Source organism: Mycolicibacter sp. MU0083 (assembly GCF_963378075.1).
GTDB classification, from domain to species: domain Bacteria; phylum Actinomycetota; class Actinomycetes; order Mycobacteriales; family Mycobacteriaceae; genus Mycobacterium; species Mycobacterium kokjensenii.
Genome location: NZ_OY726394.1, coordinates 1,213,534 through 1,239,864 on the forward strand (window position 1 = coordinate 1,213,534; position 26,331 = coordinate 1,239,864).

Here is a 26,331-nt window from a genome sequence, read left to right on the forward strand (position 1 = left end):
GGAGGATCCCCACATGCGTATGTCGGCCAAAGCGGAGTACGCGGTTCGGGCGATGGTGCAGCTTGCCACCGCGGAGCCCGGAACCCTGGTCAAGACCGATGAAATCGCTGTCGCGCAGGGTATTCCGGCGCAGTTCCTGGTCGACATCCTGTCCGATCTGCGGACCGACCGACTGGTCCGCAGCCAGCGTGGCCGCGACGGCGGTTACGAACTGGCCCGGGCGGCCACCGATATCAGCGTCGCCGATGTGTTGCGCTGCATCGACGGCCCGTTGGCCAGCGTCCGGGACATCGGCTTGGGCGACCTGCCCTACACCGGACCGACCGCGGCGCTGACCGATGTGTGGCGGGCGTTGCGGGCCAGCATGCGCTCGGTGCTGGAGAAGACCAGCCTGGCCGACGTGGCCGCAGGTGCGCTGCCCGCACACGTCGCGGAGTTCGCCGCCGAGTACCGCGCGCAGGAGCACGAGCGCGGCCACGACGGCTGAGCCCCACGACGGCACCGCTCAGCCGCCTGACCCGTACGGGCGGGTCAGGATCTCCATGTTGTGACCGTTCGGGTCACGGAAATACACCCCGCGCCCGCCGTCCCGGTGGTTGATCTCGTCCGGGTGTTCGCCGCGCGGATCGGCCCAGTGCGCCAACCCGCGCGCGGCGATCTTGCCGTAGATGGCATCGAAGGCGGGCTCCGACACCAGGAACGCGTAATGCTGCGGGTGGATCTGCTCGTCGGCGGGCACCTCGGCGTAGTCCAGGCTGGCGTCATGGTCGAGTGCGACGACCTGGAAGTGCCCGAACGGTTGCGGTGCGGGTAGTCCGAACAGTTCGGCCAGAAACTCGGCCGACGCCACTTTGTCGTGCGCTGCCACGATCGTGTGATTGAAGGCGATACCCATTCCTCCAGTGTCGGCCGCATACGCCCCGCGTGCCACAATCGCGGATATGCGCGTCGGGATGACCATGCCGGTGATGGAACCGGATCTGAACGCGTCGTTGCTGCGGGATTGGGCGCGCACCGTCGACGACGGGCCCTACTCGTCGCTGGCCTGGGGCGAGCGGATCGCCTTCACCAATCCCGACAGTCTGACGCTGCTGGGGGCGCTATCGGCCTGGACCGAGCGGGTGCGGTTGGTGACGACGGTGATCATCGCGCAACTGCACGACCCGGTAATGCTGGCCAAAGCACTGGCCACCGCGGACGTGCTCAGCCAAGGCCGCCTCACCGTCGGTCTCGGGGTGGGTGGCCGGGCAGAGGATTACCGTGCCGTCGGCGTCGACCCCGTGAAGCAGACGATGGCCGAGATGGCGGCGGTGGTGACGACCATGCGGCGTGTCTGGGCGGGGGAGAAGACCGCCGAGTCGGTGGTACCGGTCGGCCCGCCGCCGATACAGCCCGGTGGGCCGCCGTTGTTGGTCGGTACCACCGGCCCCAAGACGTTGCGCCACGCGGCGAGCTGGGCCGAAGGACTGGCCGGCATCACCATGGACCTCGATGTCGTCAAGCAGAACGAGCTGTTCGATGTGGCCCGGGACGCGTGGCGGCAGGCCGGCCGTCCCGAGCCGTATCTGGCGACGTCGTTCTGGTTCGCGTTGGGGGACCGCGACCAGGCCCGCGATCAGGTGCGACGGCATCTGCTGCGCTACATGAACTGGGTTCCGCCGCGCTACGTCGAGTCGATCGCCCCGACCACCGGCTGGGCCGGCACCGAGGACGAGTTGGCCGAGGTACTGCGCGGTTTCGCAACGGTGGGCACCGACGAGGTCCACCTGATCCCCACCAGTTCGGACCTCGGGCAGCTGCGTGCTGTGTCCGATGTCGTCGCCGAGGTCAACCGCGGGGGCTGACCCGTAGAGAGGCGAAGCCGGACCGGCGCATCCGGCGCATCCGACCCGGCGATCCTCGGGTTGCGACACCGTCACGGATGCGTCTCTATCCGCTTCCCATCGGTCACATGGGCCTCAGGAATCACTAGGGTCGCTGGGGTGGAGGTCCCGGGACCGGGTCCCCGGGGAAAGGTGTGACATGTCGGCGACGCGTCGAATCGTCTCTGCGGCAATGGTGCCGGCCGTCGTGCTCGGGCTGGTGATGGCCACCGCGCCCGCGGCCACCGCGGCCACCTGCAATGCCCCCGAGGCCAACATCGACCCGCCGCCCGGCTCGCCGACGACCGGTGCCGGTCAATTGCCCAGTGGACGTCGGCCCCGCGGTACCAATGACCAGGCCCCGCTGCCCAAACTCGGCCCGCTGATCGCGGCACTGATCAACCCCAACGGCGTGATCCGGCAGCAGGCGGCCGCGGTGCCCCCGGCGCCGTATCCGGGCGGCCAGGCCGTGCCGGAGGTCGCCCAACCGGTCCAGCCCGTCCCCAATGCCGGCGCGGACCCCGGGTTGTCGACGGCAGACCCGGGCGGGGCCATCGCCGGTGCCCAGACGTCGTTGGTGGAGTGGGTGACCGGCCCGAACAGTCCCAACCAGACCCTGCAACGCTTCGGAATCTCCGGCACCGACCTCGGAATCCCCTGGGATAACGGGGATCCCGCCAATCGTCAGATTCTGATGGCCTTCGGCGACACCTTCGGCTATTGCCGCGTCCCGGGAAAGCAGTGGCGGCAGAACGTGCTGTTCCGGACCCAGGACAACAACCTGGCCGACGGGATCACCATCGGGCCGGGGGCGGTCGGCAACAGGTACTCGGGTTCGCCGCTGCGCCAAGCGAACTTCTCCAAGCAGATTCTGCCCGCCGTCCAACTGGCCCCGCACCAGGAGGGCATGATTCCCACCGCCGCGATCGGGATCGCAGGCAACCAGTACATGAACTTCATGTCGATCAAGAAATGGGGCCGCGACGGCGAGTGGTCGACCAACTACTCGGCGTTGGCGGTCTCCAACGACAACGGCGAGACGTGGGGTGTGTATCCGGGCACGGTGCGATCGTCGTCGCCGGAGAACGTCCCGCGGGCGCGCTACGTCCCCGGCAATGAGAACTTCCAGATGGGCGCATTCCTGCGCGGCAACGACGGGTACCTGTACTCCTACGGAACGCCAGCCGGCCGTGGCGGATCGGCCTACCTGTCCCGGGTGCCCGAGCGCGTCATCCCCGACGTCAGCAGGTACCAGTACTGGAACGGTGACAGCGGATCGTGGGTGCCGAACAACCCGGCCGCGGCCACCCCGGTGATTCCCGGCCCGGTCGGTGAGATGTCGGTGCAGTACAACACCTATCTCAAGCAGTACCTGGCGCTGTACGGCAACGGCGGCAACGACGTCGTGGCCCGGACCGCGCCGACACCGCAGGGCCCTTGGAGCGCCGAGCAGACACTGATCCCCACCGGCCAGATCCCCGGCGGCATCTACGCGCCGTATATGCATCCCTGGTCGACGGGCAAGGACGTCTACTTCACGCTGTCGCTGTGGAACGCCTACGACGTGATGCTGATGCGCACGGTGTTGGGCTGATCCCGGCCCGCCCGCCGTCAGGCGTCGAGCACCGCGCGGATCGCCTGGCCGACCTCGGTGATCACGCCGGGCGTGTAGCCGGGAATGTTCAGAGTCACCCCGCCGATGCCGGCGTCGAGCACCTTGGTCTTGATCTGCTCGGCGATCGCTTCGGGGCTGCCGGTCACGGTGCGCTGCTTGAGGTCGTCGGGCAGTTGATCCGCGGGGAAACCGGTGGGCAGCACGGTGATCAGCATGGTGGTTTCCAGGGTGGCCGGGTCGCGGCCGATGTCCTCGCAGGTGCGCCGGACCACGTCCATCTTCGCCTTGGCCTCGTCGAACCGGATGATCAGGTTGAGGTGATCGAAGTGGCGTGCCGCCAGCGGGATGGTCTTCTTCTCGCCGCTGCCGCCGATCAGCAACGGAATATGGTCGCGGAAGCGGGGTTCGGCCGTCGCCTCACGGGCCCGGTACCACTTGCCCTCGAACGTCGGCCGTTCGCCTTTGATCATCGGCAGGATGATCTCCAGCGCCTCGTCGAGGCGGTTGAACCGGTCGGTGAAGGTGCCGAATTCGAATCCCAACTGCTCATGTTCGAGCTCGAACCATCCGGTGCCGATACCCAGCACCGCACGTCCGGCGCTGATCACGTCGAGCGTGGTGATGATCTTGGCCAGCAGGGTGGGGTTGCGGTAGCTGTTGCCGGTCACCAGGGTGCCCAGCTGAACCGTCTCGGTCGCCTGCGCCAGCGCGCCCAAGGTGGTGTAGGCCTCCAGCATCGGCTGGTCCGGGGCGCCCAGCATGGGCAGTTGGTAGAAGTGGTCCATCACGAACACGGTGTCGAACCCGGCCGCCTCGGCCTCTTGGGCCCGGGCGATGACGGTGGGGAACAGCGTCGAAACGTCTTTGTCGTAAGCGAAATCGGGGATCTGGAAGCCGAGGCGAATAGTCACGCGGTTGACCTTAGGGCGGCTAAACGTCTCGCGGGGCGATTTGCGCTCTACGAGAAGCTGAACTCCTCGTTGACTCTGCATCCAGGGCGGGCCCTACTCGCATTTTTGCGCCCTGGTCGCAGAGTCAACGAGGGGTGGTCGGGCCCGCGGCGCCCGCGCGGCGGGTCAGATGGTCGATCTGCAGATAGGTCGCATAGATCACCAGCGGCGGCAGCACTATGAACGGGACGTTCTCGCCGATGAACTTGAACCAGAAGCCCCAGCTGCCCTGCCCGATGTCGGCGAACCCGGCGCCCACCTCGCTGAGGAAGTAGACGGCGGTGCTGCTCATCAACACCGAGATGCCGACCGCCACCACCCACAGGCACCGAATCCGGGACTCCAACGGCAGGGCCGAGCGCAACAGCTTGGTCCATGCCACGAAGACGGTGATGCCGGTGGCGACGCCGACCACCTCGAGGGCGAACACCCAGTGATTGCCGCTGACGTAGCGGGTGTCGGCCAGACCGTACTGCCACCACAGCCATTTCCAGCCCGGGTCGTCGGTGGGGGCCCACCAGCCCAGCGGCTGGCCGATCAAGAACATCAGCTCGTAGCCGATCTGGCTGGCCGCGGTGAACGGGATGTAGAACAGCGTCAGCTCGGCGGCCTTATCCAGGCGGGTGCGGTGTTCGCCGGGTGCATCCCAGAGGATCACGAAGGGCAGCACCATGACCGGGATCCCGAAGATCATGTTGGCGATCACGTCCACCCGGAAGCTTGCCGGGACGAGATGCACACTCACCGCGAGGGTCAGCAGCGCGAACATGCCCAGTACGAACAGGGCGGTGCCGGTATAGATCCGCAACCGGTGCGGGGCCCAGGGCCGGGCGAAATCGGTCTCGTGGTCGACTACGGCAGTCATCGGCGTCCCTCGTGGCGCAATCTCAACTACTTGCTATCGAAGGGGAGCGTATCGCGACGGGTTGAAGAACGGTGGAGTTTTGAGCGGGGGTGCGGTGTCGTGCAACCGACAGCGTCAGCCGAATCGCATATCGCCAGGTGGGAATGGGTGCCCCCGGCAGGATTCGAACCTGCGGCCTTCTGCTCCGGAGGCAGACGCTCTATCCCCTGAGCTACGGGGGCGCTCGTACTACGGGCGCCAGGTGGGCTTTGACAGAGTAGCGCATGAATGCCCGGACTCGAGAACCGGACGGATTCGGGGCCTGACCACGTCAGACCATAGGATGGGACCTCGTGACACCTGCCGATCTGGCCGAATTGCTCAAGACCACCGCAGCTGCGGTGCTGGCCGAGCACGACCTCGACGCCTCCGCGCTGCCCGCAGCGGTGACGGTCGAGCGCCCCCGTAATCCCGAACACGGTGATTACGCCACCAACCTGGCCCTTCACCTGGGCAAGAAGGTCGGCGCCAACCCGCGCGAGCTGGCCGGTTGGCTGGCGGAGGCGCTGGCCAAGGCCGACGGGATCGCCGCCGCCGAGATCGCCGGCCCCGGCTTTGTGAATCTGCGCATCGAGGCCGACGCGCAGGGCGCGGTGGTGGCCAACGTCATAGCCGCCGGCGCCGACTACGGCCACTCCGGCCAGTTCGACGGTCTCAACGTCAACCTGGAGTTCGTCTCGGCCAACCCCACCGGCCCCATCCACATCGGCGGTACTCGGTGGGCCGCGGTCGGCGATGCGCTGGGCCGGCTGCTGAGCACCCAGGGCGCCCAGGTCACCCGCGAGTACTACTTCAACGACCACGGCGCCCAGATCGACCGGTTCGCCAACTCGCTGATCGCCGCCGCCAAGGGCGAGCCGGCCCCCGAGGACGGCTACGCCGGTGCCTACATCACCGATATCGCCGCCGCGGTGCAGGCCAAGGCGCCCGACGCCCTGAATCAGCCCAAAGAGCAGGCGCAGGAGATCTTCCGCGAGATCGGCGTCGACCTGATGTTCACCCACATCAAGTCCTCGCTGCACGAGTTCGGCACCGACTTCGACGTCTTCACCCACGAAGACTCCATGCACACCTCCGGGCGTGTCGACCAGGCCATCGAACGGTTGCGCGCCAACGGCAACATCTACGAACAAGACGGTGCCACCTGGCTGCGCACCAGCTCCTACGGCGACGACAAAGACCGCGTGGTGATCAAGAGCGACGGCAAGCCCGCCTACATCGCCGGCGATCTGGCCTACTACCTGGACAAGCGCGAACGCGGCTTCAACCTGTGCATCTACATGCTCGGCGCCGACCACCACGGTTACATCGCCCGGCTCAAGGCCGCCGCGGCCGCCTTCGGTGACGACCCGGCTACCGTCGAGGTGCTGATCGGGCAGATGGTCAACCTGGTCCGCAACGGCCAGCCGGTCAAGATGAGCAAGCGCGCCGGCACCGTGATCACCCTCGACGACCTGGTCGAGGCCATCGGCGTGGACGCCGCCCGCTACAGCCTGACCCGGTCCTCGGTCGACACCTCGATCGACATCGACCTGGAACTGTGGTCGTCGGCGAGCAACGAGAACCCGGTCTACTACGTGCAGTACGCCCATGCCCGGCTCTGTGCGCTGGCCCGCAACGCAGCCGAACTGGGCCTGGCACCCGACACCGCCAACCTCGGGCTGCTCGGCCACGACAAGGAGGGTGCGCTGATCCGCAACCTCGGGGAGTTCCCCCGGGTGCTGGAAACCGCTGCCGCGCTGCGTGAACCGCACCGCGTCTGCCGCTACCTCGAAGATCTCGCCGGTGACTACCACCGGTTCTACGACAGCTGCCGGGTGCTGCCCCAAGGCGATGAAGAACCCGGCGACCTGCACGCCGCGCGACTGGCGTTGTGCCAGGCCACCCGCCAGGTGATCGCCAACGGTCTCGACATTCTCGGCGTCAACGCACCGGAGCGGATGTGAACGCACACCCCGCCGGTCCGCGGCACGCCGACGAACTGCACCACGACGGGCTGCCGCCGCGGCCGCAGACCCCGCAAGAACTGCTGGATCTGGCCCCGAACGTCTGGCCGCGCAACACCGTTCGCAACGACGACGGGGTAACTCAGATCGCCGGGGTGACGCTGACCGACCTGGCCGCCGAATACGGCACCCCGCTCTATGTCATCGACGAGGACGACTTCCGCGGCCGGTGCCGCGAGATCGCGACCGCGTTCGGCGGTGGCGAACACGTGCACTATGCCGCCAAAGCGTTCCTGTGCAGCGAGATCGCCCGCTGGATCGACCAGGAGGGCCTGAGCCTGGACGTCGCCACCGGCGGTGAACTGGCCGTCGCACTGCACGCCGGTTTCCCCGCCCACCGGATCACCATGCACGGCAACAACAAATCGGTCGCCGAGTTGCAGACCGCGGTCGACGCGGGCGTCGGCCACATCGTGCTCGACTCGCTGATCGAGATCGACCGGCTCGACGCGGTCGCCGCGAAAGCCGGCGTGGTCCAAGACGTGCTGGTACGGGTCACCGTCGGTGTGGAGGCGCACACCCACGAGTTCATCTCCACCGCGCACGAAGACCAGAAGTTCGGGTTGTCGTTGGCCAGCGGTGCGGCCATGGAGGCCGTCCGGGCGGTGTTCGCCACCGAGAACCTGCGGCTGGTCGGCCTGCACAGCCACATCGGCTCGCAGATCTTCGACGTCGCCGGATTCGAGTTGGCCGCCCACCGGGTGATCGGGCTGCTGCGTGACGTGGTCGCGGAGTTCGGCGTCGACAAGACCGCGCAGTTGTCGGTCATCGACCTCGGTGGCGGACTGGGCATTTCGTATCTGCCGCAGGACGATCCGCCGCCGATGGGCGAGCTCGCCGAAAAACTCACTGCCATCGTGCGCGACGAGGCGGCCGCGGTCGGTGTGCCCACCCCGCAGCTGGTCGTCGAACCGGGCCGGGCCATCGCGGGCCCGGGCACCGTCACCCTCTATGAGGTCGGCACCGTCAAAGACGTCGCGGTCAGCGCAACGGCGCACCGCCGCTACGTCAGCGTCGACGGCGGTATGAGCGACAACATCCGCCCCGCGCTGTACGACGCGCATTACGACGTCCGGCTGGTATCGCGAGGTCCGGAGAGCCTGGACGGTTCCGACGGCGCCCCGGAGTTGGCGCGCATCGTCGGCAAGCACTGCGAAAGCGGCGACATCATCGTGCGTGACACCTGGGTACCCCGGGGCATGGCTCCTGGCGATCTGATCGCCGTCGCGGCCACCGGCGCCTACTGTTACTCGATGTCGAGCCGGTACAACCTGCTCACCCGCCCGGCGGTGGTGGCGGTACGCGACGGGAAAGCTCGCCTTATGCTGCGGCGAGAGACCGTCGAAGACCTGATCAGCCTGGAGGTGAGTTAGCAGTGGCGGGTTCAAAGGAGTCCGTGCGGCCGGTGGGGGTCGCAGTCCTGGGCTTGGGCAACGTCGGCAGTGAAGTCGTCCGCATCCTCAACGACAGTGCCGATGATCTGGCTGCCCGTATCGGGGCTCCGCTGGTGCTGCGCGGGGTCGGGGTTCGCCGGATCGCCGACGACCGCGGTGTGCCGACCGAGCTGCTCACCGACGACATCGACAGCCTGGTTTCGCGCGAGGACGTCGACATCGTGGTGGAACTGATGGGTCCGGTCGAGCCGGCCCGCAAGGCCATCCTGTCGGCGATCGCGCACGGCAAGTCCGTCGTCACCGCCAACAAGGCCCTGCTGTCGCAGTCCACCGGCAAGCTGGCCGAAGCCGCCGAGGCTGCGCGGGTGGATCTGTATTTCGAGGCGAGTGTGGCCGGTGCCATCCCCGTCATCCGGCCGCTGACGCAGTCGCTGGCCGGTGACACCGTGCTGCGGGTGGCTGGAATCGTCAACGGCACCACCAATTACATCCTGTCCGAAATGGACTCCACCGGAGCCGACTACGCCAGCGCGTTGGCCGATGCGAGCGCGCTGGGCTATGCCGAGGCCGACCCCACCGCCGACGTGGAGGGCTACGACGCCGCCGCCAAAGCCGCGATCCTGGCGTCGATCGCCTTCCACACCCGGGTGACCGCCGACGACGTCTACCGCGAGGGCATCACCGGGATCAGCCCGGCGGATGTGACCACCGCGCGTGAACTCGGCTGCACCATCAAACTGCTGGCCATCTGCGAACGCATCACCAAGGGCGGCAAGCAGCGGGTCTCGGCGCGGGTGTATCCGGCGCTGGTGCCGCTGACCCACCCGTTGGCCACCGTCAACGGCGCGTTCAACGCGGTGGTGGTCGAGGCCGAAGCGGCCGGTCGGTTGATGTTCTACGGGCAGGGTGCCGGTGGTGCACCGACCGCCTCGGCGGTCACCGGCGATCTGGTGATGGCCGCCCGCAACCGGGTGCAGGGTGGTCGCGGCCCGCGTGAGTCCAAGTACGCCAAGCTGGCCATCGCGCCAATCGGCGACGTCCAGACCCGCTACTACGTGAGCATGGACGTCGCCGACAAGCCGGGTGTGCTGTCCACGGTGGCGGCCGAATTCGCCGCCCACGAGGTGAGTATCGCCGAGGTGCGCCAGGAGGGCGTGGTCGATGACGACGGTCAACTGATCGGGGCGCGGATCGTGGTTCTCACCCACCGGGCCACCGATGCGGCATTGTCGAAAACCGTTGCGGCGCTGGCCGAGCTGGACGCCGTCCAGCGGATCGCCAGCGTGCTACGAATGGAAGGAACAGACTAGTGAGCTCCACCGGGAAGCCGACCCACACCCCGTGGCCCGGCTTGATCGAGGCCTATCGCGACCGGTTGCCCGACGCCACCGACTGGACCCCGGTCACTCTGCTCGAGGGCGGCACCCCGCTGATCCACGCCAAGCGGATCTCCGAGCAGACCGGCTGCACCGTGCACCTGAAGGTCGAGGGGCTCAACCCGACCGGCTCTTTCAAGGACCGTGGCATGACGATGGCGGTCACCGACGCGGTCGCGCGGGGCCAGAAGGCCGTGCTGTGTGCTTCGACCGGCAACACCTCGGCGTCGGCGGCGGCGTATGCCGCGCGTGCGGGCATCACCTGCGCGGTGCTGATCCCGCAGGGCAAGATCGCGATGGGCAAGCTCGCACAGGCGGTCATGCACGGCGCGAAGATCATTCAGATCGACGGCAACTTCGACGACTGTCTGGAGTTGGCCCGAAAGATGACCACCGACTTCCCGACCATCTCGCTGGTGAACTCGGTGAACCCGGTGCGAATCGAGGGCCAGAAGACCGCCGCGTTCGAGATCGTCGACGCGCTGGGCACCGCGCCCGACATCCACTCGCTGCCGGTCGGCAACGCCGGCAACATCACCGCGTACTGGAAGGGCTACCGCGAGTACCACGCCGACGGTGTGACCGACAAGCTGCCGAAGATGCTGGGTACCCAGGCCGCCGGTGCCGCACCGCTGGTGCTCGGCGAGCCGGTCGCCAACCCGGAGACCATCGCCACCGCCATCCGGATCGGCTCGCCCGCATCCTGGACTCAGGCCGTGGAGGCGCAGCAGAACTCCGGTGGACGTTTCCTGGCCGCCACCGATGACGAGATCCTGGCCGCCTACCACCTGGTGGCGCAGTCCGAAGGTGTGTTCGTCGAGCCGGCCTCGGCCGCCAGCATCGCCGGGCTGCTGAAGTCCGTCGAGGACGGATGGGTGCCGCGGGGCTCGACGGTGGTCTGCACGGTGACCGGCAACGGCCTCAAGGACCCCGATACCGCGCTCAAGGGCATGCCCGAGGTGGCTGCACTGCCGGTCGACGCGGCCACCGTGGTCGCTGAGTTGGGGCTGGCCTAGTGGTCCAACTGCTGCCAACCGGGCTCTCGGCCAGCGTCGCGGTCGCGGCGTCCAGCGCCAACCTGGGGCCCGGGTTCGACAGCTTGGGCCTGGCGTTGGGCCTTTACGACGAGGTGATCGTCGAAACGGTCGACTCCGGCCTGGTGGTACAGGTCGAGGGGGAGGGCGCCGGTCAGGTGCCGTTGACCGCGGATCATCTTGTGGTCCAAGCGATCCTGCGCGGAATGCGTGCGGCCGGCGTGCAGGCGCCCGGGATGGTGGTGCGTTGTCGCAACGCCATCCCGCATCAGCGTGGTCTGGGTTCCTCGGCCGCTGCGGCGGTCGGCGGGCTGGCCGTGGTGAACGGTCTTGTGTCACAAGTGGATCTGCCCGGGCTGTCGCAGGACCAACTGATCCAGCTCTCCTCGGAGTTCGAGGGCCATCCCGATAACGCGGCCGCCGCCGTATTGGGTGGCGCCGTGGTCTCGTGGACGACGGACGGCGCCGGCGGCGCGGTCGACTACGCGGCGGCGGGGGTGCGGTTGCACCCCGATATCCATCTGTTCCCGGCGATCCCGCAGCTGCGCTCGTCGACCGCCGAGACCCGCGCACTGCTGCCCGACCAGGTCAGCCACCGCGACGCCCGGTTCAACCTCAGTCGTGCCGCACTATTGGTGGTGGCACTGACCGAGCGGCCCGACTTGCTGTTGGCCGCCACCGAGGACGTGTTGCATCAGCCGCAGCGTGCCGCCGCGCAGCCCGAGTCCGCGGCTTTCCTGGACCTGCTGCGCAGAAACGGCATCGCGGCAGTGCTCTCCGGCGCCGGACCGGCGGTGATCGCGCTGAGCACCGGCGAGCTCCCCGCTGAAGTGCTGGAATACGGTGCGGCGCACGGGTTCACCGTCGCAGAGATGCCCGTCGGCGATGGGGTGCGCTGGACGTCCGGCGTCGCAGTGGCACACTGAGCCGGGCCGTCGCAGGTGATGTTCGGTGTTGCCCGGGCGGGGGCACCGGCTTGGCTTCCGGTGGGGCGCGGGCCCGCCCCGGCAGGCCAGACGGCCGAAATTTCCGCCCGCGACACCGTTGCCCCGCTGTTGCGCGAGGTTGCGAAGCGCGTTATTCTCGGTTTCGTCCCGCATTCGCGGCATCAGCACCTGAATCAGACTGCGATGTCACCGGGATGCCACCAAATTCTTCCCGTATCTGATGGCGCGCGCTATCACGCCGTCGATATGGGTAAAACACCGTTAAACAGTCGACGGTGACACGCACTCGGCGAGTCCGCTGAATGCAACCAACCCCTCGCGTGAGAAAACCGACGAGGGAAGAAAGGAAATCCGTGACCGAAACGGACCTCTTCACGGCTGAAGGCAGCGCTGATTCCGACGCGCCGTCGACCCCCCAGAACGCTCCCGAGACCAGCCAGGATGCAGCAGTCGGCGGCATCGAAGCCGCCGCGCCGTCCGCCTCGGACTCCACCCCGGCCGCCGCACCGGAATCCGGTGCCGCGACCCCCACTCTGGACGCCTCGCTGTCGGCGATGGTGCTGCCCGAACTGCGGGCACTGGCCAACCGCGTGGGGGTCAAAGGCACGTCGGGAATGCGCAAGAGCGAACTGATCGCCGCGATTCGTGAAGTCAGCGTGGACGGCGGAGCGGTGCCGAGTGCGGCACAGCCGACGAACGGCGAGGCCGGCGGCGTCGAATCCGCGCAGTCGAGCGAACCCGCCCCGGCGATCGAGCCCGTTGCCGAGGCGCCCGAGGCGCCCGAGGCGCCCGCGGACACCGAGGCGGCCCAGGTCACGGAGTCAGAGGCCCCCGCGCCGCCGCGGCGTCGGGAACGGCGCGGCGCCAGCCGTGCGACCGGTGCTCCCGCGGCCAACGGCGAAGAGACGGGCGCGCCCGCAGAGCAGGACAAGCCCGCCCAGCAGGACAAGCCGGCCGAGTCGGACGCGCCGGGCGACACCGAGGCGCGCGGTGAGGCGCGCAAGCAGGGCCGCGGCGACGACCGGAACGACCGGGCCGACAAGAGCGACAAGAACGACAAGGCCGAGCAGTCCGGCGGACGGCGCGAAGGCGCCAAGAACGACGCCAAGAACGACGACGGCGCCCAGGCCAAGAACGACGCCAGGAACGACGACCAGGGCGGCGACCAGTCCAACCGCGGCGGTGGCGACGACGACGAGGGCCGAGGCGGCCGCCGTGGGCGCCGCTTCCGCGACCGGCGTCGTCGTGGTGAGCGCGGCGGCGACGGCGGTGCCGGTGGCGACGCCGAACTGCGCGAGGACGACGTCGTCCAGCCGGTCGCCGGCATCCTCGACGTGCTGGACAACTACGCGTTCGTACGCACCTCCGGCTACCTGGCCGGCCCCAACGACGTCTACGTCTCGATGAACATGGTCCGCAAGAACGGGCTGCGCCGCGGCGACGCGGTGACCGGTGCGGTCCGGGTGCCCCGCGAGGGCGACGGCGGCGACAAGAACCCGCGGCAGAAGTTCAACCCGCTGGTGCGGCTGGACTCGGTCAACGGTGGCCCGGTCGAGGACGCCCGCAAGCGTCCGGAGTTCTCCAAGCTGACCCCGCTCTACCCGAACCAGCGGCTGCGCCTGGAGACCTCGACGGAGAAGCTGACCACCCGCGTCATCGACCTGATCATGCCGATCGGCAAGGGGCAGCGCGCCCTGATCGTGTCACCGCCGAAGGCCGGTAAGACCACGATCATGCAGGACATCGCCAACGCGATCACCCGCAACAACCCGGAATGCCACCTGATGGTGGTGCTGGTCGACGAGCGTCCCGAAGAAGTCACCGACATGCAGCGTTCGGTGAAGGGCGAGGTCATCGCCTCGACCTTCGACCGGCCGCCGTCGGACCACACCCAGGCCGCCGAGCTGGCCATCGAGCGGGCCAAGCGCCTGGTCGAACAGGGCAAGGACGTCGTCGTCCTGCTGGACTCGATCACCCGACTGGGCCGTGCCTACAACAACGCCTCCCCGGCGTCGGGCCGCATTCTGTCCGGTGGTGTGGACTCCACCGCGCTCTACCCGCCCAAGCGGTTCCTGGGCGCGGCCCGCAACATCGAGGACGGCGGCTCGCTGACCATCATCGCCACCGCGATGGTCGAGACCGGCTCCACCGGTGACACCGTCATCTTCGAGGAGTTCAAGGGCACCGGCAACGCCGAGCTCAAGCTGGACCGCAAGATCGCCGAGCGCCGGGTGTTCCCGGCCGTCGACGTCAACCCGTCCGGCACCCGTAAGGACGAGCTGCTGCTCAGCCCGGACGAGTTCGCGATCGTGCACAAGCTGCGCCGCCTGCTCTCGGGCCTGGACTCGCATCAGGCCATCGACCTGCTGATGAGCCAGCTGCGCAAGACCAAGAACAACTACGAGTTCCTGGTCCAGGTCTCCAAGACCACGCCGGGAATGGACAACGACTGATCGGCGTTTTGGGGGAGCGACAGCGTAGCTGGCATAATCGACCACCTCAGGTTCCGGTTCACGTGCGCCGCCTGTTGAGCGGCGTGCGACCCGGCGACCAACGATTGAAGAGGACATCATGAAATCTGGCATTCACCCGGCCTATGTCGAGACCACCGTGGTCTGCGGTTGCGGCAACAACTTCACCACCCGCAGCACCAAAGAGGGCGGCCACATCGTCGTCGAGGTCTGCTCGCAGTGCCACCCGTTCTACACCGGCAAGCAGAAGATTCTGGACAGCGGCGGCCGGGTCGCGCGCTTCGAGAAGCGCTACGGCAAGCGCAACGCGGGCGCCGCAGCCGGCGCTGCAGCCGACAAGTAGCTCCCACACCGACGCCCGGAACGTGCCAGCACGTCACCCGGGCGTCGGTTTGTGTCCGGGGATGGAGGTGAGATGACCCGCAGTGTGCAGACGATCGACGCCCTGTTGGCCGAGCACGTAGCCCTGGAGACGCAGCTCTCCGATCCGGAGTTGCACAACGATCCGGCCGAGGCACGCCGGGCCGGTCGGCGCTTCGCGCAACTGGCGCCCATCATCGCCACCCACCGCAAGCTCGAGTCGGCCCGCGGCGACCTGGAAGCCGCCCGTGAACTGGCCGCCGACGACCCGTCGTTCGCCGCTGAGGTCCCCGAGTTGGAGGCCCTGGTAGCCGAACTCGACACCACGCTCACCGATATGTTGGCGCCGCGCGACCCGCACGACGCCGACGACATCGTCTTGGAGGTCAAGTCCGGCGAGGGCGGCGAGGAATCGGCACTGTTCGCCGCGGACCTGGCCCGGATGTACATCCGCTACGCGGAACGCCAGGGCTGGAAGGTGACCGTTCTCGACGAGACCACCTCGGACCTCGGCGGTTACAAGGACGCCACGTTGACCATCGCCGGCAAAGGCGATACCGCCGACGGCGTCTGGTCGAAGATGAAGTTTGAGGGCGGGGTACACCGGGTGCAGCGGGTGCCGGTGACCGAATCGCAGGGCCGCGTCCACACCTCGGCGGCGGGTGTTCTGGTCTATCCGGAACCCGAAGAGGTCGCCGAGGTCGCCATCGACGAATCGGACCTGCGTATCGACGTCTACCGGTCCTCCGGCAAGGGCGGTCAGGGCGTCAACACCACCGACTCGGCGGTGCGCATCACCCACCTGCCGACCGGGATCGTCGTGACGTGCCAGAACGAGCGGTCCCAGTTGCAGAACAAGGCCCGCGCGCTGCAGGTCCTCGCGGCGAGGTTGCAGGCGCTCGCCGAGGAACAGGCGCAGGCGGACGCGTCGGCCGATCGGGCGAGTCAGATCCGCACCGTCGACCGCAGTGAACGCATCCGTACCTATAACTTCCCGGAGAACCGGATCACCGATCACCGCATCGGATACAAGGCGCACAACCTCGATCAGGTCCTCGACGGGGATCTCGACGCGATGTTCGACGCGCTGGCAGCCGCCGACAAGGAAACCCGGTTACAGGGGACTTCGTGAGCAGTGTCCGGGATGTGATCGATTCCGCCGCAGCATATTTCGCCGAGGTTGGGATCGATTCCGCCCGCTACGACGCCGAGGAGCTCGCAGCCCACGCGGCCGGGACGGATCGCGGCCGGCTGGCGCTGTTGGATGCACCCGGCGATGAATTCTTCGGGCGTTACCGGGAACTGGTCGCCGCGCGCGGCAGTCGCATCCCGCTGCAACATCTGCTCGGGACCGCGGCGTTCGGTCCGGTGACGCTGGAAGTAGGGCCGGGGGTGTTCATCCCGCGTCCGGAGACCGAAGCCATGCTCGAATGGGCGATGGCGCAGCGGCTGCCGTCGAATCCGGTGATCGTCGATGCCTGCACCGGTTCGGGTGCGCTGGCGATCGCCTTGTCGCGCCTCGTAGCGGGTGCCCGGGTGATCGCGATCGACGATTCCGAGGCGGCGCTGCGCTACACCCGGCGCAATTGTGCCGACACCGCGGTGGAGGTGATCTGCGCCGATGTCACCGCGCCGGACCTGTTGCCGGAGTTGGACGGCGGGGTCGATCTGTTGGTCAGCAACCCGCCCTACATTCCCGACGGCGCAGACCTGGATCCCGAAGTGGCCCACCATGACCCCGAGCATGCGCTGTTCGGCGGCCCGGACGGGATGGCGGTGATCGCCCCGTTGGCGAGGCTCGCCGCCCGGCTGCTGCGCCCCGGCGGCCTGTTCGCCGTCGAGCACGACGACACCACTCCGACCGCTACCGTTGCGGCCGTGCGTGACACCGGAATGTTCGACGACGTGGTGTCCCGGCCGGACCTGGCCGGTCGACTCCGGTTCGTCACAGCGGTCAGGAGCGGTCGACCATGACAGAGATCTTCGATTGCTCCGACGCCGACCGGCGGGCCGCCGGTATCGACGCGGCCGTCGACGCGATCCGCGGCGGTCGCCCGGTGGTGCTGCCCACCGACACCGTCTACGGGATCGGCGTCGACGCGTTCAACGCCGCCGGTGTCACCGCGTTGCTGGCCGCCAAAGGCCGCGGCCGCGATATGCCGGTGGGTGTGCTGGTCGGCTCGTGGAACTCCATCGACGGCCTGGCGCTGGTGGTGCCCGACACCGCCCGCGAGCTGATCCGGGCGTTCTGGCCGGGCGCGCTGAGCCTCATCGTCACCCAGGCGCCGTCGCTGCACTGGGACCTCGGCGAGGCCCGCGGCACCGTCATGGTGCGGATGCCGTTGCATCCGGTCGCCCTGGAGGTGCTCAAGGCGGTGGGGCCGATGGCGGTGTCGAGCGCCAACATCTCCGGTGGCGCGCCCGCCGTCGACGCCGAGGCCGCACATGAGCAACTGGGGGACTCCGTCGCGGTCTATCTCGACGCGGGTCCCGCCGAGCGGGGGACGGCCTCGACCATCGTGGATCTGACCGGTCCGGCGCCGCGGATCGTGCGGGCCGGGCCCGTCACCGCCGAGCAGATCGGCGCGGTGCTCGGTGTGGACCCGCAGTCGCTGACGGAGACGCCGTGACCAGCGTGCTGGCCCTCGCCGACCGCGGTGCCGGCGTCCCGCTGCGGGAACTCGCGCTGGTGGGCCTGACCGCGGCGATCATCACCTACTTCACCACCGGGCCGGTCCGCTGGCTGGCGACCCGGATCGGCGCGGTGGCCTACCCGCGTGAACGCGACGTCCATGTGCGGCCGACCCCGCGGATGGGCGGTCTGGCGATGTACGTGGGGATCGTGGCCGCGATCTTTCTGGCCTCCCAGCTGCCCGCCCTGACCCGTGGCTTCGTCTACTCCACCGGGATGCCCGCGGTGGTGCTGGCGGGCGGCGTGATCATGGGGATAGGCCTGCTCGACGACAAGTGGGGCCTGGACGCGTTGACCAAATTCGCGGGCCAGATCACCGCCGCCAGCGTGCTGGTGACCATGGGGGTGGCCTGGAGCGTGCTCTACATCCCGATCGGCGGTGTCGGCACCGTGGTCCTCGACCAGGTGTCGTCGATCCTGCTGACGTTGGCGTTGACGGTGTCGATCGTCAACGCGATGAACTTCGTCGACGGACTCGACGGGTTGGCCGCCGGCTTGGGACTGATCACCGCGCTCGCCATCTGCGTGTTCTCCGTCGGGGTGTTGCGCGACCACGGCGGTGACGTGTTGTTCTATCCGCCGGCGCTGATCTCGGTGGTGCTGGCCGGCGCCTGCCTGGGATTCCTGCCGCACAACTTCAGCCCCGCGAAGATCTTCATGGGCGACTCCGGGTCGATGCTGATCGGATTGATGCTGGCCGCGGCGTCCACCACCGCCGCGGGACCGATCTCCCAGACCGCCTACGGGGCCCGGGACGCGTTCGCGCTGCTCTCGCCGTTCCTGCTGGTGGCCGCCGTGATGTGCGTGCCCGCCCTGGATGTCCTACTGGCAATAATCCGCCGCACCCGCGCCGGCCTGAGCCCGTTCAGCCCGGACAAGATGCACCTGCACCACCGGTTGCTGCAGATCGGCCATTCCGACCGCCGTGTGGTGCTGCTGATCTACTTGTGGACCGGGATCGTGGCCTTCGGGGCGGCGAGCACCATCTTCTTCGATCCGCGCTACACCGGGGCGGTGATGCTGGGTGCCATGCTCATCGCGATCGTGGTTACGCTCATTCCGTTGCTACGCCGGGACGACGGCCCGGAAGACGCCCCCTACGACGCGCGGTAGTAGCACCGTTTAGGATGGTGTCGTAGGTGGTTCCACAGTGCGTTCGGGCATCCGATACGCTCGGCGGGCGAAGTCACGACAGTGACGCAGGGCAGATTCAGATTGGGGTGAGGCGGTGACGACACCAGCGCAGGATGCGCCGTTGGTGTTGCCGTCGGTGGTATTCCAGCCGATTCGGCTGCTGCTCATCTGTATCGCCCTGACCGGCGTCGCCACCGCGGTGGCCGCCTTTGTCGGCTGTTGGCCGTTCGGGGCCTACTTCGGCTTGGGGCTCGCGCTGGGACTGGGCAACGCGATGTTGATCCGCCGGTCCGCGCTGAAGATCACCGCCGAAGACCATCCGCTGAAGAAGAAGATGGCGCTGAACTCGGCGTCCCGTCTCCTGGTGATCAGCGCGATCGGCCTGGGTATCGCATACCTGTTCCGGCCGGCTGGCCTTGGAACGCTGTTCGGATTGGCTCTGTTCGAGGTGGTGCTGGTGATGACCACCACGCTGCCAGTGGTAAAAAAGCTCCGCGCGCAAGCGTCAGAGTCAGGCGCTGAAGGGACGGGAAATGACTGAGTCGTTCTTGGCGGGCGACGTCAAGATTGAGGTCGGCCACCACGAGACCGCGGTGTGGCCATTGGTCGGTGAGGTCAACATCGACACCATCACCTCGACGGCGATCGGCGCGGTGATCGTGATCGCGCTCGCGCTGTTCCTGCGCGCCAAGGTCACCTCGACCGGCGTACCCAGCGGTGTGCAGCTGTTCTTCGAGGCGATCACCGTCCAGATGCGCAACCAGATCGAGGGTGCCATCGGGATGAAGATCGCGCCGTTCGTGTTGCCGCTGGCGGTCACGATCTTCGTGTTCATCCTGATCTGCAACTGGATGTCGGTGTTCCCGTGGCAGTACCGGGACGGCGACGACCTGCACGAGGTACTGGCACCCGCGGCCGCAGACATCAACTTCGTGCTGGCCCTGGCTCTGTTCGTCTTCATCTGCTACCACGCCGCGGGATTCTGGCGTCGTGGCCTGCTGGGCCACCCGCTGCGGGTGCTCAAGGGCCACGTGGCGGTGCTGGCGCCGATCAACCTGGTCGAGGAGATCGCCAAGCCGGTCTCGCTCTCCCTGCGTCTGTTCGGCAACATCTTCGCCGGCGGCATCCTGGTCAGCCTGATCGCGTTGCTCGGACCGTATTTCATGGTGCTGCCCAACGCGGTCTGGAAGTCCTTCGACCTGTTCGTCGGACTGATCCAGGCGTTCATCTTCGCGCTGCTGACCATCTTGTACTTCAGCCAGGCCATGGAGCTCGAAGAAGACCACCATTAGTACTTGCACGACCTGTTAGGAACCACAAAGACCCTGGTAGCGCAGCTACCAGTTAGCAAGGAGGAAAAAGAGAATGGCCGACGCAGCAACGAACGCCACCATCATCCAGGGTGCCCTCATCGGCGGTGGCTTGATCATGGCCGGTGGCGCCATCGGCGCCGGTATCGGTGACGGTATCGCCGGTAACGCACTGATCTCGGGTATCGCCCGTCAGCCGGAGGCCCAGGGCCGCCTGTTCACGCCGTTCTTCATCACCGTTGGTCTGGTGGAAGCCGCGTACTTCATCAACCTGGCCTTCATGGCGCTGTTCGTCTTCGCCACTCCCGGCCTGTCGTCCTAATCCAGCGACATGGGTGAACTGACCGCCATCATCCTGGCCGCCGGCGAGGGGCTTGAGGAAGCCAAACCCAAGAGCTTCCTCATCCCCGACGGCACCTTCTTCGTCGTGCTCGCGATCTTCCTGATCGTGCTCGGCGTGATCGGCACGTTCGTCGTGCCGCCGATCATGAAGGTGCTGCGCGACCGCGAGAACATGGTCACCAAGACGCTCGCCGACAGCAGGGAAGCGGCCGAGCAGTTCGCGGCCGCCGACGCCGACTACGACAAGCAGATGGCGGCGGCGCGCCTTGCGGCCACCACCGCACGGGACGAAGCCCGTGCCGAAGGCCGCAAGGTGATCGACGAACAGCGGGCGGCGGCGGAGTCGGAGGTGGCCTCGACGTTGCAGGTCGCGTCCGACAAACTCAAGCAGGAAGGCGACGCGGTGAGCGGCCAGCTGCAGACCCGGGTGGAGACGTTGTCCGCCACCCTGGCCAGCCGGATCCTCGGCGTGGACGTCTCGACGGTAGGACGGTAGCCGGCAAATGGATGTATTTCTCGGGCAGCTGGTCGGCTTTGCCCTGATCGTGTGGCTGTTGGTCAAGTTTGTGGTGCCCCAGGTCCGCAAGCTGATGGCCAATCAGCAGGAGTCGGTGCGCAGGCAGCTGGAGGAGGCGGCAGCCGCCGCAAGCCGGCTGACCGAGGCCGGTCAGGCGCACTCCACCGCGGTGGCCAAGGCCACCGCCGAAGCCGAGCGGGTCACCGCCGAGGCGCGCTCCGATGCCGAGCGCATCGCCGAGCAACTGCGTGGGCAGGCCGGTGTCGAGGCCGAGCGCGTCAAGACGGCCGGCGGTCAGCAGGTCGGCCTGATGCGGGCGCAACTGATCCGCGACCTGCGGTCCAACCTGGGCGCCGAGGCCGTTGAGCGGGCCGGCGAACTGGTTCGCGAGCACGTCTCCGACCCCCAGCGCCAGGCGGCCACCGTGGACCGCTTCCTCGATGAGCTCGACGCCATGGCGCCGAAATCCGTCGAGGTCGCATCGCCCGTCCTGGCCCGGCTGCGGTCCGCCAGCCGACAGGCACTGGCCGGTCTGCAGGACAAGTTCGGCGAGGTGGCCGGTGGACTGGATCAGCAGGGCCTGGCCACGCTGGCCGGTGACCTGACCGCGGTCGCCGAGCTGCTCGAGAAAGAGAACGTCGTCACGCGGCACCTGACCGTGCCGGCCGATGACGCCGCGCCGAAGGTGCGCCTGGTGCAGCGGTTGTTCGCCGACAAGGTCGGTGCGCCCGCGCTGACGCTGGTCGCCGATGCTGCCGCGGCTCGGTGGTCAAACGGTGGTGACCTGATCACCGCCATCGAGCACATCGCGCGGCAGGCACTGCTGGTGTCGGCCGAAACGGCGGGAAACCTCGACGAGGTCGAGGACCAGCTGTTCCTGTTCTCCCGGGTACTGGACGCTCAGCCGCGGCTGGACATCCTGCTCGGCGACACCGCGGCTCCGGCCGCCGGCCGGGTCGGGCTGCTGCGCAACGTCGTCGGAGGTGCCAGCGGCGCCAACCCGACCACATCGGCGCTGCTGGAGCAGACGGTTCGGTTGCTGCGTGGCCAGTCGGCGCACCAGGCGATCACCGAGCTCGCCCAGATCGCCGTGGCACGCCGTGGCGAACTGGTGGCCCACGTCGGTGCCGCCGCCGAACTGAGCGAGGCGCAGCGCAGCCGACTGAACACCGTGCTGAGCCGGATCTACAGCCACCCGGTTCGAGTGCAGGTCGCCGTCGACCCGGCACTGCTGGGCGGACTGTCGATCGCGGTCGGCGACGAGGTGATCGACGGCACGCTGTCGTCACGCCTCGCGGCCGCCAAGACGCAGTTGCCCGACTGACCAAGACCTAGACCATCACCCATTTCGAAGGCAGGAAGACGAAAAGCCATGGCAGAGTTGACAATCTCCTCTGACGACATTCAGGGGGCGATCGAGGAGTACGTGAGCTCCTTCAGCGCCGACACCGCGCGCGAGGAGGTCGGCACCGTCATCGACGCCGGTGACGGCATCGCACACGTCGAGGGCCTGCCTTCGGTGATGACCCAGGAACTCCTCGAGTTCCCCGGCGGGGTGCTGGGCGTGGCCCTGAACCTCGACGAGCACAACGTCGGTGCGGTCATCCTGGGTAACTTCGAGAACATCGAAGAGGGCCAGCAGGTCAAGCGCACCGGCGAGGTTCTCTCGGTGCCGGTCGGCGACGGCTTCCTCGGCCGGGTGGTGAACCCGCTCGGTCAGCCGATCGACGCCCGCGGCGAGATCGAGGCCGAGACCCGTCGTCCGCTGGAGATGCAGGCCCCCTCGGTGGTTCAGCGCCAGAGCGTCGGTGAGCCCCTGCAGACCGGTGTCAAGGCCGTCGACGCCATGACCCCGATCGGTCGCGGCCAGCGTCAGCTCATCATCGGCGACCGCAAGACCGGCAAGACCGCGCTGTGCGTGGACACCATCCTCAACCAGCGTCAGAACTGGGAGACCGGCGACCCGAACCAGCAGGTCCGCTGCGTCTACGTCGCGATCGGCCAGAAGGGCACCACCATCGCCAGCGTGCGTCGCGCGCTGGAAGAGGGCGGCGCCATGGACTACACCACGATCGTGGCCGCCCCGGCTTCGGACTCCGCCGGCTTCAAGTGGCTGGCCCCCTACACCGGCTCGGCGATCGCCCAGCACTGGATGTACTCGGGCAAGCACGTGCTGATCGTCTTCGACGACCTGACCAAGCAGGCCGAGGCCTACCGCGCCATCTCGCTGCTGCTGCGCCGTCCGCCGGGCCGCGAGGCGTACCCCGGTGACGTGTTCTACCTGCACTCGCGGCTGCTGGAGCGTTGCGCGAAGCTCTCCGACGAACTGGGCGGCGGCTCGCTGACCGGTCTGCCGATCATCGAGACCAAGGCCAACGACATCTCGGCCTACATCCCGACCAACGTCATCTCGATCACCGACGGTCAGTGCTTCCTGGAGAGCGACCTGTTCAACCAGGGTGTTCGCCCGGCCATCAACGTCGGTGTGTCGGTGTCGCGTGTCGGTGGCGCCGCGCAGATCAAGGCGATGAAGGAGGTGGCCGGCTCGCTGCGTCTGGACCTGTCGCAGTACCGCGAGCTGGAGGCCTTCGCGGCATTCGCCTCCGACCTGGACGCGACCTCCAAGGCGCAGCTCGAGCGTGGTGCTCGTCTGGTGGAGTTGCTCAAGCAGCCGCAGTACGCGCCGATGCCCGTCGAGGAGCAGGTCGTCTCGATCTTCCTGGGTACCGAAGGGCACCTGGACTCGGTGCCGGTCGAGGACGTGGGCCGGTTCGAGGCCGAGCTGCTCGACCACATCCGGGCTTCGGAGAACGACATCCTGACCGGGATCCGCGAGTCCAAGAAGCTCTCCGACGAGGCGAGCGAGAAGCTGGTCTCGGTGATCAACCAGTTCAAGAAGGGCTTCGCCGCCTCCGACGGCAGCTCGGTGGTTCCCGACGAGCACGTCGAGGCCCTCGACGAGTCCGAGCTCGGCAAGGAAGCGGTGCAGGTCCGCAAGGCCGCACCGGCGAAGAAGTAACACCGCCATGGCAGCCACACTTCGCGAACTACGCGGGCGTATCCGCTCCGCCGGGTCGATCAAGAAGATCACCAAGGCCCAGGAGCTGATCGCCACCTCGCGTATCGGCCGGGCTCAGGCCCGGCTCGAAACGGCCCGTCCGTACGCCGCCGAGATCACCCGGATGCTCACCACCCTGGCCGCCGAGGCGGCCCTGGACCACCCGTTGCTGGTCGAGCGCAGCGAGCCCAAGCGGGCGGGTGTGCTGGTGGTGTCGTCCGACCGTGGTCTGTGTGGCGGCTACAACGCCAACGTCTTCCGGCGGGCCGAGGAACTGTTCTCGCTGCTGCGTTCCGAGGGCAAGGATCCGGTTCTCTACGTCGTGGGACGTAAGGCACTGGCCTACTACACCTTCCGGAACTGGGCGGTGACCCAGTCGTGGACCGGCTTCTCCGAGCAGCCGACCTACGAGAACGCGGCCACCATCGCCTCGACCCTGGTGGAGGCCTTCCTGGCGGGCGCCGACGACGACGGCGACTACCCGGGTGCCGACGGCAAACTGGGCGTCGACGAACTGCACATCGTGTCCACCGATTTCCGGTCGATGCTGTCGCAGTCTGCGGAAGCGCGGCGGATCGCTCCGATGCTGGTGGAGTACGTCGGGGAGGAGACCGGTCCGCGGACGCTGTACTCCTTCGAGCCGGACGCCACGGCGTTGTTCGACTCGCTGCTGCCGCGGTACCTGACCACCCGCGTGTACGCGGCGCTGCTCGACTCGGCCGCCTCGGAGCTGGCTTCGCGTCAGCGCGCGATGAAGTCGGCGACCGACAACGCCGACGATCTGATCAAAGCGTTGACCCTTGAGGCCAACCGCGAGCGCCAGGCTCAGATCACCCAGGAAATCAGCGAAATCGTCGGCGGCGCGAACGCGCTGGCCGACGCCGCCCGGTAAGTCCCCAAGGAAGCGAAGAAGATAATGACTGTTACCGCAGACAAGACAACCGCCGGCCGCGTGGTGCGCGTGACCGGCCCCGTCGTCGACGTCGAATTCCCCCGGGGCGCGGTGCCCGAGCTGTTCAACGCGCTGCACGCCGAGATCAGCTTCTCGGAGCTGGCCAAGACCCTGACCCTGGAGGTCGCCCAGCACCTGGGTGACAACCTGGTGCGCTGCATCTCGATGCAGCCGACCGACGGCCTAGTCCGTGGCACCGAGGTCAGCGACACCGGCGCGGCGATCTCGGTTCCCGTTGGCCACGAGGTCAAGGGCCACGTGTTCAACGCCCTGGGCCACTGCCTGGACAAGCCCGGCTACGGCGAAGAGTTCGAGCACTGGGAGATCCACCGCAAGCCCCCGGCCTTCAACGAGCTGGAACCGCGCACCGAGATGCTCGAGACCGGTCTGAAGGTCGTCGACCTGCTCACCCCGTACGTGCGTGGCGGCAAGATCGCGCTGTTCGGTGGTGCCGGCGTGGGCAAGACGGTGCTGATCCAGGAGATGATCAACCGTATCGCCCGCAACTTCGGTGGTACCTCGGTGTTCGCCGGCGTCGGTGAGCGCACCCGTGAGGGCAACGACCTGTGGGTCGAGCTCGAGGACGCCAACGTGCTCAAGGACACCGCCTTGGTGTTCGGCCAGATGGACGAGCCGCCGGGCACCCGTATGCGGGTCGCGCTGTCGGCGCTGACCATGGCCGAGTGGTTCCGCGATGAGGCGAACCAGGACGTGCTGTTGTTCATCGACAACATCTTCCGGTTCACCCAGGCCGGCTCCGAGGTCTCGACCCTGCTGGGCCGCATGCCGTCGGCCGTGGGTTACCAGCCCACGCTGGCCGACGAGATGGGCGAGCTCCAGGAGCGGATCACCTCGACCCGTGGCCGGTCCATCACCTCGATGCAGGCCGTGTACGTGCCCGCCGACGACTACACCGACCCGGCGCCGGCGACCACGTTCGCGCACCTGGACGCGACCACCGAGTTGTCGCGTGCGGTGTTCTCCAAGGGCATCTTCCCGGCGGTGGACCCGCTGGCCTCCAGCTCGACCATTCTGGACCCGGCCATCGTCGGTGACGAGCACTACCGGGTCGCCCAGGAGGTCATCCGGGTGTTGCAGCGTTACAAGGACCTGCAGGACATCATCGCGATCCTCGGTATCGACGAACTGTCCGAAGAGGACAAGCAGCTCGTCGGCCGGGCGCGGCGTATCGAGCGGTTCCTGAGCCAGAACATGATGGCGGCCGAGCAGTTCACCGGTCAGCCCGGTTCGACGGTGCCGCTGAAGGAGACCATCGAGGCCTTCGACCGGCTGACCAAGGGCGACTTCGACCACCTGCCCGAGCAGGCGTTCTTCCTGATCGGTGGTCTCGACGACCTGGCTAAGAAGGCCGAGAGCCTGGGCGCCAAGCTGTGACCCGGAATCTCT

Annotated in this window: 25 protein-coding genes and 1 tRNA gene; 22 read left to right on the plus strand and 4 right to left on the minus strand. The window is 67.8% G+C overall.

Annotation, left to right across the window (positions count from 1 at the left end):
• Positions 1-13 precede the first annotated feature (13 nt).
• Positions 14-487, plus strand: coding sequence for an Rrf2 family transcriptional regulator (locus tag RCP38_RS05735; protein WP_308476151.1), 474 nt, complete (start codon positions 14-16; stop codon positions 485-487).
• A gap of 18 nt (positions 488-505) precedes the next feature.
• On the opposite strand, the gene RCP38_RS05740 is transcribed toward RCP38_RS05735, so the two are convergent.
• Positions 506-895 (minus strand): VOC family protein, encoded by a 390-nt coding sequence (locus tag RCP38_RS05740; RefSeq protein WP_308476153.1) that lies wholly within the window; start codon positions 893-895, stop codon positions 506-508.
• Between the two features lie 46 nt (positions 896-941).
• On the opposite strand from RCP38_RS05740, the gene RCP38_RS05745 reads away from it, so the two are divergent.
• Complete coding sequence (locus RCP38_RS05745) at positions 942-1,844, plus strand: LLM class flavin-dependent oxidoreductase (RefSeq protein ID WP_308476155.1); 903 nt, start codon at positions 942-944, stop codon at positions 1,842-1,844.
• 178 nt (positions 1,845-2,022) lie between these two features.
• Positions 2,023-3,456, plus strand: coding sequence for a DUF4185 domain-containing protein (locus tag RCP38_RS05750; RefSeq protein WP_308476157.1), 1,434 nt, complete (start codon positions 2,023-2,025; stop codon positions 3,454-3,456).
• 17 nt (positions 3,457-3,473) lie between these two features.
• Here RCP38_RS05750 and RCP38_RS05755 read toward each other — a convergent pair whose 3' ends face one another.
• From RCP38_RS05755 to RCP38_RS05765, 3 genes are all read right to left on the minus strand, one after another.
• A complete protein-coding gene (locus RCP38_RS05755; protein WP_308476159.1) occupies positions 3,474-4,388 on the minus strand; it encodes an LLM class F420-dependent oxidoreductase in 915 nt (304 codons plus the stop codon).
• A 124-nt stretch (positions 4,389-4,512) separates the two neighbouring features.
• Positions 4,513-5,292 carry an emopamil-binding protein gene (locus RCP38_RS05760; protein ID WP_308476161.1) on the minus strand — a complete coding sequence of 260 codons (780 nt, stop codon included), beginning with the start codon at positions 5,290-5,292 and terminating at the stop codon, positions 4,513-4,515.
• A gap of 148 nt (positions 5,293-5,440) precedes the next feature.
• Positions 5,441-5,513 (minus strand) — tRNA-Arg (locus RCP38_RS05765).
• A 111-nt stretch (positions 5,514-5,624) separates the two neighbouring features.
• Here RCP38_RS05765 and argS point away from each other — a divergent pair.
• The 19 genes from argS (at position 5,625) to atpD (ending at position 26,319) form a co-directional block, all read left to right on the plus strand.
• A complete protein-coding gene (gene argS / locus RCP38_RS05770) occupies positions 5,625-7,277 on the plus strand; it encodes an arginine--tRNA ligase (RefSeq protein ID WP_308476162.1) in 1,653 nt (550 codons plus the stop codon).
• The gene (gene lysA, locus RCP38_RS05775; protein ID WP_308476164.1) at positions 7,274-8,710 is read left to right on the plus strand and encodes a diaminopimelate decarboxylase; all 1,437 of its coding nucleotides are present in this window, start codon (positions 7,274-7,276) and stop codon (positions 8,708-8,710) included. Before argS ends, lysA begins: the two co-directional genes overlap by 4 nt.
• 23 nt (positions 8,711-8,733) lie before the next feature.
• Positions 8,734-10,041 (plus strand): homoserine dehydrogenase, encoded by a 1,308-nt coding sequence (locus RCP38_RS05780; RefSeq protein WP_308477084.1) that lies wholly within the window; start codon positions 8,734-8,736, stop codon positions 10,039-10,041.
• Complete coding sequence (gene thrC / locus RCP38_RS05785; protein ID WP_308476166.1) at positions 10,041-11,123, plus strand: threonine synthase; 1,083 nt, start codon at positions 10,041-10,043, stop codon at positions 11,121-11,123. Before RCP38_RS05780 ends, thrC begins: the two co-directional genes overlap by 1 nt.
• Positions 11,123-12,067, plus strand: coding sequence for a homoserine kinase (gene thrB, locus RCP38_RS05790; protein WP_308476168.1), 945 nt, complete (start codon positions 11,123-11,125; stop codon positions 12,065-12,067). The genes thrC and thrB overlap by 1 nt, the downstream gene beginning before the upstream one ends.
• Positions 12,068-12,441: 374 nt before the next feature.
• Positions 12,442-14,541, plus strand: a complete 2,100-nt coding sequence (rho, locus tag RCP38_RS05795; RefSeq protein WP_308476170.1) for a transcription termination factor Rho — start codon at positions 12,442-12,444, stop codon at positions 14,539-14,541.
• A gap of 118 nt (positions 14,542-14,659) precedes the next feature.
• Entirely contained in the window at positions 14,660-14,902 is a 243-nt protein-coding gene (gene rpmE, locus RCP38_RS05800) for a 50S ribosomal protein L31 (protein WP_308476172.1), read from the plus strand.
• A gap of 72 nt (positions 14,903-14,974) precedes the next feature.
• On the plus strand, positions 14,975-16,051 hold the full coding sequence (gene prfA, locus RCP38_RS05805) for a peptide chain release factor 1 (protein ID WP_308476174.1): 1,077 nt from the start codon (positions 14,975-14,977) through the stop codon (positions 16,049-16,051).
• Positions 16,048-16,893 carry a peptide chain release factor N(5)-glutamine methyltransferase gene (gene prmC / locus RCP38_RS05810; protein WP_308476176.1) on the plus strand — a complete coding sequence of 282 codons (846 nt, stop codon included), beginning with the start codon at positions 16,048-16,050 and terminating at the stop codon, positions 16,891-16,893. Before prfA ends, prmC begins: the two co-directional genes overlap by 4 nt.
• Entirely contained in the window at positions 16,890-17,549 is a 660-nt protein-coding gene (locus RCP38_RS05815) for an L-threonylcarbamoyladenylate synthase (protein WP_308476177.1), read from the plus strand. Before prmC ends, RCP38_RS05815 begins: the two co-directional genes overlap by 4 nt.
• Complete coding sequence (locus tag RCP38_RS05820) at positions 17,546-18,724, plus strand: glycosyltransferase family 4 protein (RefSeq protein WP_308476179.1); 1,179 nt, start codon at positions 17,546-17,548, stop codon at positions 18,722-18,724. Before RCP38_RS05815 ends, RCP38_RS05820 begins: the two co-directional genes overlap by 4 nt.
• Before the next feature lie 115 nt (positions 18,725-18,839).
• Entirely contained in the window at positions 18,840-19,286 is a 447-nt protein-coding gene (locus RCP38_RS05825) for an ATP synthase subunit I (protein WP_308476181.1), read from the plus strand.
• On the plus strand, positions 19,279-20,037 hold the full coding sequence (gene atpB, locus RCP38_RS05830) for a F0F1 ATP synthase subunit A (protein ID WP_308476183.1): 759 nt from the start codon (positions 19,279-19,281) through the stop codon (positions 20,035-20,037). Before RCP38_RS05825 ends, atpB begins: the two co-directional genes overlap by 8 nt.
• Positions 20,038-20,110: 73 nt before the next feature.
• Complete coding sequence (locus RCP38_RS05835; RefSeq protein ID WP_308476185.1) at positions 20,111-20,377, plus strand: F0F1 ATP synthase subunit C; 267 nt, start codon at positions 20,111-20,113, stop codon at positions 20,375-20,377.
• Positions 20,378-20,386: 9 nt separating this feature from the next.
• Positions 20,387-20,893: a F0F1 ATP synthase subunit B gene (locus RCP38_RS05840; RefSeq protein WP_308476187.1), complete on the plus strand. Its 507-nt coding sequence runs from the start codon at positions 20,387-20,389 to the stop codon at positions 20,891-20,893.
• Positions 20,894-20,900: 7 nt separating this feature from the next.
• Entirely contained in the window at positions 20,901-22,238 is a 1,338-nt protein-coding gene (locus tag RCP38_RS05845) for a F0F1 ATP synthase subunit B/delta (RefSeq protein ID WP_308476189.1), read from the plus strand.
• Positions 22,239-22,286: 48 nt separating this feature from the next.
• Positions 22,287-23,933, plus strand: a complete 1,647-nt coding sequence (atpA, locus tag RCP38_RS05850) for a F0F1 ATP synthase subunit alpha (protein WP_308476191.1) — start codon at positions 22,287-22,289, stop codon at positions 23,931-23,933.
• A gap of 7 nt (positions 23,934-23,940) precedes the next feature.
• Positions 23,941-24,864, plus strand: a complete 924-nt coding sequence (locus RCP38_RS05855) for a F0F1 ATP synthase subunit gamma (protein ID WP_308476193.1) — start codon at positions 23,941-23,943, stop codon at positions 24,862-24,864.
• A gap of 24 nt (positions 24,865-24,888) precedes the next feature.
• Positions 24,889-26,319: a F0F1 ATP synthase subunit beta gene (gene atpD / locus RCP38_RS05860; protein ID WP_308476195.1), complete on the plus strand. Its 1,431-nt coding sequence runs from the start codon at positions 24,889-24,891 to the stop codon at positions 26,317-26,319.
• The last annotated feature ends 12 nt before the right edge of the window (positions 26,320-26,331 follow it).

Bases quoted from the DNA above. Each gene is read 5' to 3' on its own strand.
- RCP38_RS05745 (WP_308476155.1), top strand. From the start codon at position 942: ATGCGCGTCGGGATGACCATGCCGGTGATGGAACCGGATCTGAACGCG.
- atpA (WP_308476191.1), top strand. From the start codon at position 22,287: ATGGCAGAGTTGACAATCTCCTCTGACGACATTCAGGGGGCGATCGAG.
- RCP38_RS05815 (WP_308476177.1), top strand. From the start codon at position 16,890: ATGACAGAGATCTTCGATTGCTCCGACGCCGACCGGCGGGCCGCCGGT.
- RCP38_RS05740 (WP_308476153.1), bottom strand. From the start codon at position 895: ATGGGTATCGCCTTCAATCACACGATCGTGGCAGCGCACGACAAAGTG.
- rpmE (WP_308476172.1), top strand. From the start codon at position 14,660: ATGAAATCTGGCATTCACCCGGCCTATGTCGAGACCACCGTGGTCTGC.
- prfA (WP_308476174.1), top strand. From the start codon at position 14,975: ATGACCCGCAGTGTGCAGACGATCGACGCCCTGTTGGCCGAGCACGTA.
- RCP38_RS05840 (WP_308476187.1), top strand. From the start codon at position 20,387: ATGGGTGAACTGACCGCCATCATCCTGGCCGCCGGCGAGGGGCTTGAG.
- RCP38_RS05835 (WP_308476185.1), top strand. From the start codon at position 20,111: ATGGCCGACGCAGCAACGAACGCCACCATCATCCAGGGTGCCCTCATC.
- RCP38_RS05735 (WP_308476151.1), top strand. From the start codon at position 14: ATGCGTATGTCGGCCAAAGCGGAGTACGCGGTTCGGGCGATGGTGCAG.
- RCP38_RS05845 (WP_308476189.1), top strand. From the start codon at position 20,901: ATGGATGTATTTCTCGGGCAGCTGGTCGGCTTTGCCCTGATCGTGTGG.
- atpD (WP_308476195.1), top strand. From the start codon at position 24,889: ATGACTGTTACCGCAGACAAGACAACCGCCGGCCGCGTGGTGCGCGTG.
- atpB (WP_308476183.1), top strand. From the start codon at position 19,279: ATGACTGAGTCGTTCTTGGCGGGCGACGTCAAGATTGAGGTCGGCCAC.
- RCP38_RS05760 (WP_308476161.1), bottom strand. From the start codon at position 5,292: ATGACTGCCGTAGTCGACCACGAGACCGATTTCGCCCGGCCCTGGGCC.
- RCP38_RS05855 (WP_308476193.1), top strand. From the start codon at position 23,941: ATGGCAGCCACACTTCGCGAACTACGCGGGCGTATCCGCTCCGCCGGG.
- RCP38_RS05750 (WP_308476157.1), top strand. From the start codon at position 2,023: ATGTCGGCGACGCGTCGAATCGTCTCTGCGGCAATGGTGCCGGCCGTC.